Raw genomic sequence first — 12,615 nt, forward strand, 5'->3', positions numbered from 1 at the left:
CTAAACCAAACTTAGAATTTCAAACCTCATAGGCTTTAAAAACCTATGAGGTTTACAGTTATAAAACCAATGAACAAAACACCAAAAGCATTTCTAATTACCGACATCATTTGGATTGTCTTGCTTTTGGCTTGTCTTTTTTCATTGCCTTCAAAACTTTTCAAATCCCCTACCTCCTACGTAATTGAGGCCAATAATGGAAATTTATTAAGCGCTCATCGCCTCGGTTCGTGTCCCCACGAAACGAAATATACAAAGAGTAAACTCCATGGTTCGTGAAGACACGAACCATGGCGTGTACGGAGAAATGCAAAAACTAGAATTAGAAAATAGAACCTATGAGTTTTATAGTTATAAAACCAATGAACAAAACACCAAAAGCATTTCCAATTACCGACATCATTTGCATTGTCTTGCTTTTGGCTTTTCTTTTTTCATTGCCTTCAAAACTTTTCAAATCCCCCACCTCCTACGTAATTGAGGCCAATAATGGAAATTTATTAAGCGCCGCCATTGCTAGCGACGGACAATGGCGATTTCCGGTTGCAGATTCCGTTCCCGTAAAATTTAAAAATTGCATTATCGCTTTTGAAGATAAACGGTTTTACAATCATTTCGGGATTGATCTTTTGGCCATGAGCCGGGCCATGCGGCAAAATTTTAAAGCTAAAAGTATTGTCAGCGGAGGGAGTACCTTAACCATGCAGGTTATTCGGCTATCAAGAAAACAAGACAGAACCATCTGGCAAAAATTACTGGAAGTGATTTTGGCTTTGCGATTGGAACTTAAGTACTCAAAAGAAGAAATTATTGGCTTGTATGCTGCCAATGCACCTTTCGGAAGTAATGTTGTAGGCCTGGAGGCGGCAAGCTGGCGCTATTATGGGCGCGATGCAAAAACATTATCGTGGGGTGAAATGGCAACTTTGGCAGTTCTTCCGAATAGTCCGTCATTAGTTCGTCCGGGAAAAAATTCAAGCCGGTTAATTAAAAAGCGAAATGATTTGTTGGATAAATTAGTAAGGCTCCAATATATTAACCAATCGACAGCGAATTTATCAAAGCTAGAGCCGGTTCCCGGAAAACCACTCCCCTTGCCACAAAATGCGCCTCATTTGTTGAATCGTTTTAAAGCCGAAAGAACAAATCTCCAAATTAATTCCACCAGAATTAAGTCTACATTGAATGAAGATATCCAGTTGAAAATCAATTCAATTTTAAGGCGGTACAATAACCGGTATAGGGCAAACGATATTAACAACATCTCCGCTTTGGTTTTGAATGCTGAAACCGGACAAGTGGTAAGTTATGTCGGTAATATTTACCAACCGGAAAATGCAGATATACAGAGCCATGTTGATATGATTAAAGCACCCCGAAGTCCCGGAAGTACGCTAAAGCCACTACTTTATGCAAGTATGCTGAACGATGGTTTTATTTTACCACATACTTTGATTCCGGATATTCCGACACAGATTGCAGGTTATTCGCCACAAAACTATGATTTAGGCTATGATGGTGCAATTTCTGCTGATAAAGCTTTGAGTCGTTCGCTGAACATACCTGCAGTGAAAATGCTGCAGCAATACAAGTACGAACGCTTTTACGATAAACTAAAAAAACTAGGAATAGGAACTTTAAACCAACCTGCCGACCACTATGGTTTGTCGCTTATTTTGGGCGGAAGCGAAGTAACCATGTGGGATTTAGCCAACACCTATATGGGAATGGTTAGAACGCTAAAACACTTTAATACCTATAAAGGTTTATACAATCCTGACGATTACAAACAAGCAGTTTATTATGCCGGTGAAAAAAAAGAAAATAAAGATTATCAGCGTAATTCATTTTTAGATCATGGCGCCATCTGGGCAACTTTTAATGCAATGGAAGAAGTGATGCGACCGGGTGATGAAGGCTTGTGGGAACAATTTTCATCATCGCAGCGCGTGGCTTGGAAAACCGGCACAAGCTTTGGTTTTCGCGATGCATGGGCTGTTGGCTTAACGGCTAATTATGTGGTTTGCGTTTGGGTTGGCAATGCTGATGGTGAAGGTCGGCCGGGATTGGTTGGCATTGAAGCTGCTGCACCTGTTTTGTTTGACATTTTCAAACTTCTGCCCAATGGGAAATGGTTTGAAACGCCAACAACAAAGCTTAAAAGGATTAAAGTTTGTAAACAAAGTGGTTATAAAGCCGGCGAAAATTGTCCGGATGTTGTGGATGAACTGGTTCCCGCTATGGGTGAAAAAACAGTAGTTTGCCCTTTCCATAAATTGATTCATTTGGATAGAACCGGTAATTACCGGGTAACTGATCAATGCGAAAGTGTAAACAACATGCAGCACAAAACCTGGTTCATATTGCCCCCAGCGATGGAATATTATTACAAAATCAAAAACAGCGACTACAAAAGCTTGCCTCCTTTTATGGCTGGCTGTGATAATTCCGGAGGAAATAATGTAATGGAATTGATCTATCCAAAAAATGGCGCTGTTGTTTATATTCCCTTAGAGTTAGATGGAACCAGGGGAAAAATTGTTTTAAATGCGGCACATCGAAATCAAAGCTCAAAAATTTACTGGCATATTGATAATGAATACGTTGCTACGACTACTAACTATCATCAATTGGCTGTTAGTCCTGCGCCGGGAAAACATACATTAACATTGGTTGATGAAAATGGAGAAAGACTGGTACAGGTTTTTACGGTTTTGGATAAAGAGAAAAAGCAAAAAGACTAGCGCTTAAAGACTAAAGCGAAGTTATTATCTTACGGGAACTATAACCAATTACCACTAACATTGTTTCCAAAAAAATCATTCATGTTCTTAGGCGCTTAAGTGGTAAAACTAAATCTCCGTTCTCGTAACCACTAGCTTCCTTTCTACCGTTCCGTAAACAATTAAGTACTGTGCCACCATATAAGTTGCCATAATCAATACGTCTGCTTGCTGAAATGGTTGGGCAAATTTATTTACAGCTAAAGCACTATCAGATAACAGAAAAAATAATGCGCCGTATAAAATGAGTTTGTAACTGAAAATATTTACTTTTCCATATCGGTTTACGGCCATGATTGCCATAAACGTTATAACAATGGCATACATTAATACCACAAACTGCATGGCGCCGAGGAATGGCTGAAGATAGAAAAATAAGCCTGTACAAAAGATCATCAAGCCGCCGACGGCCCATAAAAAGAAAGGATTTTTAAGGTCTGGATTCGATTTATGGTCCAGGATAAATGCTCTAATGTAAAATATATGGCACAGCAGGAAAGCAATTAATCCGAAGATAAAAAAACTCGGATGGTCGGATTGCAACATTAATAAAACATCACCCGCCAATGCAAAAATTAAACCTGTAAACATGCGTTTGTGAAACCGGCCTTTGAGGTTTGTGCTCAAATAAAGCCAGACCAAAAGTGTTAATACAATTAGTGGCTTTGAAAAATTACGCAGTTGAACGTTGCCGTCTGATGCTGCATAAAGTTGAATAATAAATACGAGGGCAAAAATAAAAGAGAATAATTTAGTTTTCATCGGAATTAGGATTTTAACTTTTGCAATTGAAAAACCAAATTACGGATATTAACTGAACGCCTGCAAGTGTTACCTGATACCGGATTGGAAATTTTAAATTAAAAGCGGATAAAATGAATCGCGTTAATCTAAAATAGTCGATTTACCACTATTTTGCTACGGTATATTCACAGGAGTTAAAACCACCATAACTTAATGAATAGCTGTTGATTTTTGAAAATAACCTTAAAAATTTTTAATTTAAATAAACTTAAGCATATGAAATCGACAGAAAAACAATTAGCCGAGCATAACTCAAAAGTTGTTGTAACCGACTTTTTAACCGCATTAAATAAAGAGGACTTTGAAACCGCGCGAGCACAGCTTGCTGATAACGTTACTTTTAAAGGTGCTATGGGAGAACGAAATGGAGCCGACGTTTATATCGAAGACATGAAAACAATGAAGTTTAAATATGATGTTAAAAAAATATTTGCCGATGAAAATGATGTTTGCATCTGGTACGACATTAATATGGACGGGAAAACTTTTTTTTCTGCAGGATGGTATAAACTGGAAGAAGAAAAAATCAAAAGTTTTCAGGTGATATTCGATCCAAGACCGATACTTTAACCCTTTTCTAAGTGATCCGTTTTTCGTTAATCGATTTTACCCATTTAGTTTTTTCACATTTCGGGCAAATTTGTTGCCTGCTTTGTTTTAGCTTTAAAGTATGGCCACAAAACGAACAGGAATATAGACCTTCCTTCTTAATTTCATCACTTTGTTGTTCAAATAAATCCGGTAAAATTGGAAGTCCATATTTTATATCTTCATCAGCATAATAAAAAATACTTAACTCACCGGATGTTTCAATAATTGTCAGTTTTACTTGCCCAAGATGAGAAATACTTTTTTGCCTGAGTTCAGAAAAAAATTCATCCTGAGCAAGTGGTTCTTTTTTAAAATTTTCGATAGAAAATTCGCCGTCCTTTATTAAACAAGTAGAGGTTCCTTCAATAATTTTTTCGATTTTATTACTTTTCGCAACAAGGTACGATGTGAGTTTATAAGCGCCGACAACAACCGCAAAAACGAGTATTGCCGAGCCTAAACCAACTTCTTTGTAGAACATAGGGTCGCCGGCCGCCGAGCCTAGACTGATAATAACAACCAATTCAAAAACGGAAAGTTGTTTAACGCCTCTTTTCCCTAACAGTCTTAAACTGAATAGTATTATGATGTACATAATAAATGTACGAATCATAATTTCCGGGATAAAAGCCCAGTTTTCATCTCCAAGGAGCATTTTTTCAAAATCAGGCATAGCGCTTATTTGTTTTACTATAAACTCAATTATGCACGCTTTGTTTAATCGACATCATATAATCATCGTTTTAAAACATTATCAATCCGATTTTGTATTAGCATAGTTATAAAACTTAAAATAAAAAATATCCATTGAAAAGAGTACTGGTTGTAGATGATGATCCTGATATTTTAGAAGTATTTCAACTTGCGTTAGAAGCGGAAAACTACAGTGTTTACCCCTTATTGTCGCCTCGATTTATTTTTAAGACCATTAAAGATTTCAACCCCGATTTGATAATTCTGGATGTTATGCTGAATGGTATGGATGGAAGGGCAGTTTTTAAGCAACTGCGTTCAAATCCTGAAACAGAAGAAATTCCTGTAATTATGGCTTCAGCCAGGTACGATGAAAATTACATTGTTTCACAGAAATATCACCCTGACGATTACCTGGAAAAGCCATTTAACATGACGGTAATGCTTCAAAAAGTAAATAAGTTAACTGAAAATTAAAACCCTTAATATGAAATTAAAACTACTAACACCGATTGCTTTGCTTCTTGCAACATTGTCGATTAATGCTAAAGCACAAACCGGTCGACCAGATAAACTATATTCCATGAGTGGAATCGGTTTTGCGCTTCCGGTTGGAGAAAGTGCTGATTACTTAAAAGCAAAATTTTCTACATCATTAGGAATAAACCTTGGCTTGGGCGATGGCGGATTATTCCTCTACCCTAAAGTTAGTTTACATGCCTTCCAATTTAACCAGATTACGCCAGATGCCGGATATAATTATACAATACAGAAAGGCCGTGCAACAACTTACCTGTTAAACGTAGCCTTGGGTTATCGTAAAATTGTAGACAAATGGGCTTTCTATGGTTTCGCAGGCGGCGGTGGCGGGTTCATACTAACACCACAAGCAGGTGTAAATGCACAAACTTTACAGGTTACCATGGATAACAAAACAAATAGCACGGGCATTATCGAAGCAGGCGGTGGCATAGAATATAACATCGGTGGTGCTAACCTGTTTGCTGAAGTAAGTTACATGTACGGTTTTGGTAAAATACAGAACAGGGTTTTTAATACAGTGCCAATTTCTATCGGAATAAAGCCTAACCTTAGTAAATTATTAAAAAAACTATAAAAATTTACTTATACAAGTATTGAAGCGACATCGTTTATACGATAGTCGCTTTTTTTATTTTTAAGATTCAGCGCCAGTTTTAAGTATAAAAAAAGTAGACCTTTATTATTCAAAAAATAATCCGACAAACTATTTTAATACTAATTATTTTAGCATAGATTTGTATTAAAATCATTTCAATGTTATATGCAGTTGTAGATATAGAAACCACGGGTGGCCATGCTTCGGCAAATGGCATAACTGAAGTTGCTATTAATATTCATGATGATAACAAAATTGTCGAAAGTTTTACAACGCTGATAAACCCTAAACGGGATGTTCCTGTTTACATTACTGCATTAACAGGAATTGATAATGAAATGTTGAGAGACGCGCCGGTTTTTGAAGATGTGGCATTACAGATTTACCAGCTTTTGAACAACAAAATTTTTGTTGCACATAACGTTAACTTTGATTACTCATTCCTTAAACACCACCTTGCTGCAGCCGGTTATGATTTACAATGCAGAAAACTCTGCACCGTTCGGATGAGCAGAAAAATTTTCCCGGGAAAAGTTTCTTACAGTTTAGGCAAGCTTTGCAATGCGCTTCAGATTCCCCTTCAAAACCGGCATCGCGCCGCTGGTGACGCCGATGCTACGAGCATACTTTTTAACCTTTTGCTCCAACATGATGCTGAAGGTGTAGTTGCTGAAATGCTTAAAAAAACCTCAAAAGAACAGGTACTGCCTCCAAACCTCGACAAGGCAGCAATTTTGAAATTGCCAAACCAGCCGGGTGTTTATTATTTTAAAGACAGTAAGGGCAAAATTGTTTACGTTGGTAAGGCGAAAGATTTAAAGAAACGTGTTACAAGCCATTTTACCGGAAACCAACCAAACAGACAGCGGCAGGAATTTTTAAGAACCATACATCACATAGACTATGTAATCTGCGGAACGGAATTAATGGCATTAATTTTAGAAGCTAATGAAATTAAGCGGCTTTGGCCTGAAAATAACCGCGCCATGAAACGCTATGAACATAAATACGATTTATATGTTTTTGAAGATCAAAATGGTTATTTAAGACTGGCGATTGATAAACACAAGCAAAACAACAAGGCTTTACAAAGTTTTAATAATCTGCTGGAAGGATATAACTTTCTTAATCAAATAATCGATAAATACCAGCTCTGTGCAAGGTTATGTTATTTACAAAAAACAGCAACAAAATGCAAAGCACATGAAAACGGACAATGTTTTGGTGCCTGTAGCGGAATAGAAACAGTAGCTGTTTATAATAAGCGTTTAAATGCTGCGCTTGAAGATCTTCAAAATATGCAGCCAAGTTTTGCCCTAATTGATGAAGGCCGGAAGGATGAAGAACTGAGTTGCCTGATTGTAGAGAAAGGAAAGTTTTATGGAATGGGCTATTTTACGGATAAGAATTACTTATCAGATGGCCTGGCACCCATCAAGGAAAACTTATCAATATACCAATCTAACAGCTACATACTTAATTTGATTCTTAACCACGCGGAGTTACATCCTCAAAAATTATATAAATTGTAACATGACAGCCGATTGGATTAAAGGTTTATGTATGCAGTTTGACAATGTTAGCGAGCATCCTCATTTTTTTAAAAAAGCATATAAAGTAAAAAATAAAGTTTTTGCCACCCTCGATTTTGATAAACTTAAAGTTTCCTTAAAGTTATCCGAAATTGACCAGTCGGTTTTTTGTAATTTCAGTCCGGAAAAAATTTATCCTGCAAACGGCGCCTGGGGTAGACAAGGCTGGACAATTTTTGAGTTTTACGACTTAAAATCCGAAATGATTGAAGATGCAATTACACTTTCCTACAATAATGTGCAGCCTAAAAAATAAAATTGGCTGAAATAGCCCGTTATTTTTCTGCTTTGGCAGCCTGATTTCCCTGACAGGTTGCTTATCTTTATAGAAAACAAATATAAAAACGTTATGACAAAATCAATTTGGATAAATCTTCCCGTTAATGATGTAAGTAAATCAAAAGAGTTTTTTACACAAATCGGTTTTACACCTAATTCGCAGTACGGCTCGAATGATGATTCTGCTTCTTTTCTGGTTGGCGATAGCAAACTTGTAATTATGCTTTTTAAAAAGGCTTTGTACGAATCTTTTGCTGGTAATACCGTAGCAAGTCCTATATCCGGTACCGAAGTTTTATTTTCTATAGATGCCGAAAGCCCCGAAGAAGTTGACGATTTAGCTAAAAAAGTTGTCGCAGCCGGAGGTACAATTTACGGTGAACCCGGTTATAAAGATGGCTGGATGTATGGTTGTGGATTTATTGATTTAGATGGACAACGCTGGAATATTCTTTATATGGATTTAAGTAAAATGCCTTTGGGCTAGTATATTATATCAAACGAATTTCTATAGCTATGAAAACTGATGCATTAATTGTTGAACATACATACAACGTACCTGCAAATAAAATCTGGAGCGCCTTAACAGATAACAACGAGATAAAAAAATGGTATTTTCAGTTAAAAGATTTTAAACCTGAAGTTGGCTTTAAATTTGATTTTCTGGGTGGCCCGGAAGAAGGTCCTCATTTTTTACACCTATGTGAAATAACACAGCTGATTGAGGAAAGGAAATTAGCCTACTCCTGGAGATACGACGGTTATCCCGGTAATTCAGAAGTTTGCTGGGAATTATTTGAAAAAGCTGACCAGACCCGGGTTGTAATTACACATTCGGGTATAGAAAGTTTTTCAGAAAATGGAAAAGATTTTGCTAAAGATAGTTTTAAAGGTGGATGGACATATTTTTTGAACGATGCGTTGAAAAATTACCTGGAGCGTGAAGCGTAATATTTTCAAAAATTTGTATCATAAATTCGCATGTCATCCTGCACCTAGCCTTCACTGAGCGAAGCCGAAGTGAAGGACTTACAAAAACTGCCGTTTAGAGCGTTTCGACAAGCTCAACGTGACAAAATCTAAAGATAAATTGATTTATGGTACAGTCTCTTGATATTGAAGCTATATTTCCTCCAATGCTGATTTAATCGCATCATAAATATAATCTAAATCCTCATTACTGATTACGTAGGGAGGTAAAATATAAATGATATTCCCTAATGGCCTCAAAATTATGCCCTTATCCAAAAAATAAGTATAAAGCAGGTTACGTAAATTACTCAGGTAAGAAGTCTCATTTCCGGTTTCCCACTCAATGGCAATAATGGTTCCGGTTTGGCGGATGGCTTTAACTTTTGAGTGAGATTTAATTTCTTCTAAAAAAACAGCATGCCTTGCCTCTATCCTTTTGATGTTTTCGAGTGTCTCATTCTCCAAAAGAATATCTAAGCTAGCAAGCGATGCCACACAAGCAATCGGGTTGGCGGTAAACGAATGACCGTGGTAAAGGGTTTTTAATTTATCGTCGCTTAGAAAAGCATCAAATATTTCATTTGTACAAGTTGTTACCCCCAGTGGCATTGTTCCACCGGTTAAACCTTTACTCAAACAAAATATATCGGGTTTATTATCCAGCTTTTCACATGCAAAATATGTTCCTGTTCTTCCGAATCCGGTCATCACTTCATCCGCTATGGCGAGTATATTTGCTTCTTTACAGGCTGACAAAAGCGCATCAAGGTATTTGGCTTCATACATTAACATGCCACCGGAACCCAAAATAAGCGGTTCAAAGATGAAACAGGCCACATCAGATTTTAAATCTAAGATTTTAGTTTTGAGCTTTTCGATATTATCATGGTTAGGTAAATCGATGAACTCAACGTCAAATAATAAATTATTAAATGCATCCGTAAAAATACTGCGCCCGCTTACCGACATCGCGCCAAAAGTATCGCCATGGTAGGCATTTTTGAAAGCCAGAATCTTGGTTTTTGGTTTGCCCTTGTTATTCCAGTATTGCAAACACATTTTCAAGGCCACTTCAACAGCCGTCGAACCATTATCGGTATAAAAAACTTTATCCTGCTTTCCCGGAAGAAGTGGTAACAATCGCTCCGCCAGTAAAACTGCAGGTTCATGCGTAAAACCGGCAAAAATAACATGTTCTAAAACATTTAACTGTGCTGCAACTTTCTTCGCAATATGCGGATGCGCATGCCCGTGAATATTTACCCACCAGGAAGAAACAGCATCTATGTAGCGCCTTCCATTTTCATCAAAAACATATACACCCGCTCCCCTTACAATTGGAATGTGTGGCAATGCATTTTTCATTTGTGTATACGGATGCCAGATTACTTTCTTATCCCTTTCTATCAAACTCATGATTATTTTCTATTTCTAAAACAGGTTTTATACGGGTTTTAATGATTAACAAAATAACGCAAATCATTAATATAAATGTGCAAATTATTGAACCTTCTATACCGAAGGCGCCACCGGAAAGTATTGCATTTCCTTTTGGTGTGGCCATAATCAATCCGGGTTGACTGATGCCACTAACCTTAAAACCCAGTAAATTTCCCTGGGTGAAATTCCAGCCGAAATGAATGCCAACAGCCCACCAAATATTTCTTTTCAATAAAGTAATCATCGAAAATAAAATACCACATAAAGAAATATTCAGCATTGCAAGCATGGAAAAATCCGGATTAGAAAGGTGAATCAACCCAAACAAGAAGCCATTTAAGAATATGCTAACCGGAATGGAGTAACGCTCTGCAAAAACCACTAACGGAAAGCTCCGGAAGGTAAATTCTTCAAAAAGACCAGCCATAATAAAGAACAAAAGATAGCCTGCAATATTTAAAGGTAGTATTTTGGTTTCAGTAAATGCAACATTTCCGGTGAGGTACATGATTAAAGAACAACATCCAATTAACAGCAATCCTAATGCACTGCCTTTCAGAAATGGAAAAAATGCATTTTGCGTTATAAAAACCGTCTCAAAATTTCTTGTTGGAAAAGTCTGGAAAACCATTAGCAGAGCACCAGTAACAATTAACACCGCACCGAATTCATAAAACAATTGACCAGACAAACTATCCTGGGAAAATTTGAATACTTCAAATTGGGTTAGAAAACCAAAAGGTATTGACCAAAGAAAAATAAATAGAACAAAAATGACTACCCTGATGATGGGTTTAAGGTAATAAAGAAATTTATTTTCCATTAACAATGAATTGTTCCTTTAATAATTGTGCAACCGTTTTATCGGTTTTGAAAGTGATGTCATCAATAGATAAATCCTGAATTTTAACCCAACGGAATGCCTGAAGGATATCGCCCTCCCCATCAAAATCATATATCTTTTCTTTAAATGATAATTTCAAAGGTTCCTTTTCTTTAACCAAATAATAAACACTTATCACCTGACTATCATTGAAAGCCGACTTTTCAAAAAAATCTGTGGTGTAGAAATGCGCTATTATATCTATTTCAGCATTGCATTCTTCTATAAATTCTCTTTTTAATCCGTCAATTAACCCCTCGCCCAATTCAAGGCCACCACCTGGAAATTTACTGAAACGAAAGCCATATTCTTCTTCATCACTAATTAAAACTTCGTTATTCTGATTTATCAGTAAACCATAAACCCTCACATTAAAGTAGCTCATTTTCGAAGTGCTTTTTGTTTTTAATTACAATTTCTGGTGTCCAGATAATCTCTTTTCTGAAAGTTTCTGTTCTTACAGGACATTCACTCATATGGCAGTAGTGGCAACATGCAGGTAAGCAGGGATCAGCATGAATGAAGAGCTCTGCTTTTCTGAAACCACTTTTATTGATGAGTTCATCTATCTGGGAAATTTCTCTATGAACCTTATTTAAATCAAAATAATAAGGTAGCGTTACATGACAATCCATATGAAACTCCGTACCATATTGTTGCGTACGAAGATTATGTACATCAATCCATGGATTATGCCTGTTCTCCTGCAAAACGTTAACAACTTCTTTTACCAAAGTAGAATCGCTTTCATCCATTAAGCCACCCACAGATCCCCTGGTTAACTGATAGCCTGAATAAACAATGTAAAATCCAACCAATGCAGAAAGCAGGCTATCGAACCAAATAATATTTGTAAGTTGAATTAAAATTAAGCCGACAACAATGGCTATACTTGTGTAGGTATCCGTAAGCAAGTGCTTTCCATCTGCCTGAAGCGTAATTGAATGTTCATCTTTACCAACATTTATCAGGTATAGTCCAACAATCATATTAATCAGTCCGGTAATGCCAATTATTAAAGTACCTTCTAATAGCTGACCTATGGCATGAGGATAAATTAAATTGTAGGAAGATTTGAAAATAATAATTACACCTGCAATTAAAATTAATATTCCCTCAACAAAGGCGGAAAAAAATTCTACTTTACCATGGCCGTAAGGATGATTTTCATCACGTGGTTGTGTACTCAGGTAAATACTGTAGAATGCAAAACTACCTGCAATTACATTAACAATACTTTCCGCTGCATCGGTTAAAATTGCATTAGATTCGGTAATAAAGTATGCAACAAATTTAGCCAGCATTAATATAACGCTTACTGCTAATGAAATTATAATAGCTCTTTTCTTTACTGACACGAGGATTTTTTTTCAAAAATACGCTTATGCAAGAAATTAAATGAGAAAAACTCAGTCTTTTTTAGTGCAGAATAATATTTGG

The 12,615-nt window shown here is 36.6% G+C and carries 14 protein-coding genes; 8 read left to right on the forward strand and 6 right to left on the reverse strand.

Annotated elements, in window-relative coordinates; genetic code table 11:
• Nucleotides 1-338 precede the first annotated feature (338 nt).
• Entirely contained in the window at nt 339-2,744 is a 2,406-nt protein-coding gene (gene pbpC / locus O0931_RS06010) for a penicillin-binding protein 1C (RefSeq protein WP_269414657.1), read from the forward strand.
• Nucleotides 2,745-2,852: 108 nt separating this feature from the next.
• Here the strand turns inward: pbpC and O0931_RS06015 are convergent, their stop codons facing one another.
• The gene (locus O0931_RS06015; RefSeq protein WP_269414658.1) at nt 2,853-3,545 is read right to left on the reverse strand and encodes a lysoplasmalogenase; all 693 of its coding nucleotides are present in this window, start codon (nt 3,543-3,545) and stop codon (nt 2,853-2,855) included.
• 258 nt (nt 3,546-3,803) lie between these two features.
• Between O0931_RS06015 and O0931_RS06020 the strand changes: the two genes are divergently transcribed.
• Nucleotides 3,804-4,157: a nuclear transport factor 2 family protein gene (locus tag O0931_RS06020; protein ID WP_269414659.1), complete on the forward strand. Its 354-nt coding sequence runs from the start codon at nt 3,804-3,806 to the stop codon at nt 4,155-4,157.
• A gap of 7 nt (nt 4,158-4,164) precedes the next feature.
• Here O0931_RS06020 and O0931_RS06025 read toward each other — a convergent pair whose 3' ends face one another.
• Nucleotides 4,165-4,851 carry a DUF421 domain-containing protein gene (locus tag O0931_RS06025; RefSeq protein WP_269414660.1) on the reverse strand — a complete coding sequence of 229 codons (687 nt, stop codon included), beginning with the start codon at nt 4,849-4,851 and terminating at the stop codon, nt 4,165-4,167.
• Nucleotides 4,852-4,985: 134 nt separating this feature from the next.
• Between O0931_RS06025 and O0931_RS06030 the strand changes: the two genes are divergently transcribed.
• The 6 genes from O0931_RS06030 to O0931_RS06055 all read left to right on the forward strand — a co-directional run bounded on the left by O0931_RS06030 (nt 4,986) and on the right by O0931_RS06055 (nt 8,831).
• Nucleotides 4,986-5,348, forward strand: coding sequence for a response regulator (locus tag O0931_RS06030; protein WP_269414661.1), 363 nt, complete (start codon nt 4,986-4,988; stop codon nt 5,346-5,348).
• A gap of 10 nt (nt 5,349-5,358) precedes the next feature.
• Nucleotides 5,359-5,988: a hypothetical protein gene (locus tag O0931_RS06035; RefSeq protein ID WP_269414662.1), complete on the forward strand. Its 630-nt coding sequence runs from the start codon at nt 5,359-5,361 to the stop codon at nt 5,986-5,988.
• Nucleotides 5,989-6,167: 179 nt separating this feature from the next.
• A complete protein-coding gene (locus O0931_RS06040) occupies nt 6,168-7,541 on the forward strand; it encodes an exonuclease domain-containing protein (RefSeq protein ID WP_269414663.1) in 1,374 nt (457 codons plus the stop codon).
• A gap of 1 nt (nt 7,542) precedes the next feature.
• The gene (locus O0931_RS06045; RefSeq protein ID WP_269414664.1) at nt 7,543-7,857 is read left to right on the forward strand and encodes an MmcQ/YjbR family DNA-binding protein; all 315 of its coding nucleotides are present in this window, start codon (nt 7,543-7,545) and stop codon (nt 7,855-7,857) included.
• A gap of 93 nt (nt 7,858-7,950) precedes the next feature.
• Nucleotides 7,951-8,367, forward strand: a complete 417-nt coding sequence (locus tag O0931_RS06050) for a VOC family protein (RefSeq protein ID WP_269414665.1) — start codon at nt 7,951-7,953, stop codon at nt 8,365-8,367.
• 29 nt (nt 8,368-8,396) lie between these two features.
• On the forward strand, nt 8,397-8,831 hold the full coding sequence (locus tag O0931_RS06055; protein WP_269414666.1) for an SRPBCC family protein: 435 nt from the start codon (nt 8,397-8,399) through the stop codon (nt 8,829-8,831).
• Between the two features lie 171 nt (nt 8,832-9,002).
• Here O0931_RS06055 and bioA read toward each other — a convergent pair whose 3' ends face one another.
• The 4 genes from bioA to O0931_RS06075 are packed head-to-tail and all read right to left on the reverse strand — an operon-like array spanning nt 9,003 to nt 12,533.
• Complete coding sequence (gene bioA / locus O0931_RS06060) at nt 9,003-10,268, reverse strand: adenosylmethionine--8-amino-7-oxononanoate transaminase (RefSeq protein WP_269414667.1); 1,266 nt, start codon at nt 10,266-10,268, stop codon at nt 9,003-9,005.
• Nucleotides 10,246-11,115, reverse strand: coding sequence for a CPBP family intramembrane glutamic endopeptidase (locus tag O0931_RS06065; RefSeq protein WP_269414668.1), 870 nt, complete (start codon nt 11,113-11,115; stop codon nt 10,246-10,248). The genes bioA and O0931_RS06065 overlap by 23 nt, the downstream gene beginning before the upstream one ends.
• Nucleotides 11,105-11,560, reverse strand: a complete 456-nt coding sequence (locus O0931_RS06070; protein WP_269414669.1) for an NUDIX domain-containing protein — start codon at nt 11,558-11,560, stop codon at nt 11,105-11,107. Before O0931_RS06070 ends, O0931_RS06065 begins: the two co-directional genes overlap by 11 nt.
• Nucleotides 11,547-12,533 carry a cation diffusion facilitator family transporter gene (locus O0931_RS06075; protein WP_269414670.1) on the reverse strand — a complete coding sequence of 329 codons (987 nt, stop codon included), beginning with the start codon at nt 12,531-12,533 and terminating at the stop codon, nt 11,547-11,549. The genes O0931_RS06070 and O0931_RS06075 overlap by 14 nt, the downstream gene beginning before the upstream one ends.
• Between the last annotated feature and the right edge of the window lie 82 nt (nt 12,534-12,615).

This window comes from Pedobacter rhodius, from assembly GCF_027213645.1.
GTDB lineage: Bacteria > Bacteroidota > Bacteroidia > Sphingobacteriales > Sphingobacteriaceae > Pedobacter > Pedobacter rhodius.

Coding starts and splice junctions, on each gene's coding strand:
- O0931_RS06065 (WP_269414668.1), bottom strand. CDS start 11,115: ATGGAAAATAAATTTCTTTATTACCTTAAACCCATCATCAGGGTAGTC.
- O0931_RS06070 (WP_269414669.1), bottom strand. CDS start 11,560: ATGAGCTACTTTAATGTGAGGGTTTATGGTTTACTGATAAATCAGAAT.
- O0931_RS06045 (WP_269414664.1), top strand. CDS start 7,543: ATGACAGCCGATTGGATTAAAGGTTTATGTATGCAGTTTGACAATGTT.
- O0931_RS06015 (WP_269414658.1), bottom strand. CDS start 3,545: ATGAAAACTAAATTATTCTCTTTTATTTTTGCCCTCGTATTTATTATT.
- O0931_RS06050 (WP_269414665.1), top strand. CDS start 7,951: ATGACAAAATCAATTTGGATAAATCTTCCCGTTAATGATGTAAGTAAA.
- O0931_RS06025 (WP_269414660.1), bottom strand. CDS start 4,851: ATGCCTGATTTTGAAAAAATGCTCCTTGGAGATGAAAACTGGGCTTTT.
- O0931_RS06035 (WP_269414662.1), top strand. CDS start 5,359: ATGAAATTAAAACTACTAACACCGATTGCTTTGCTTCTTGCAACATTG.
- O0931_RS06020 (WP_269414659.1), top strand. CDS start 3,804: ATGAAATCGACAGAAAAACAATTAGCCGAGCATAACTCAAAAGTTGTT.
- O0931_RS06040 (WP_269414663.1), top strand. CDS start 6,168: ATGTTATATGCAGTTGTAGATATAGAAACCACGGGTGGCCATGCTTCG.
- bioA (WP_269414667.1), bottom strand. CDS start 10,268: ATGAGTTTGATAGAAAGGGATAAGAAAGTAATCTGGCATCCGTATACA.
- pbpC (WP_269414657.1), top strand. CDS start 339: ATGAGTTTTATAGTTATAAAACCAATGAACAAAACACCAAAAGCATTT.
- O0931_RS06055 (WP_269414666.1), top strand. CDS start 8,397: ATGAAAACTGATGCATTAATTGTTGAACATACATACAACGTACCTGCA.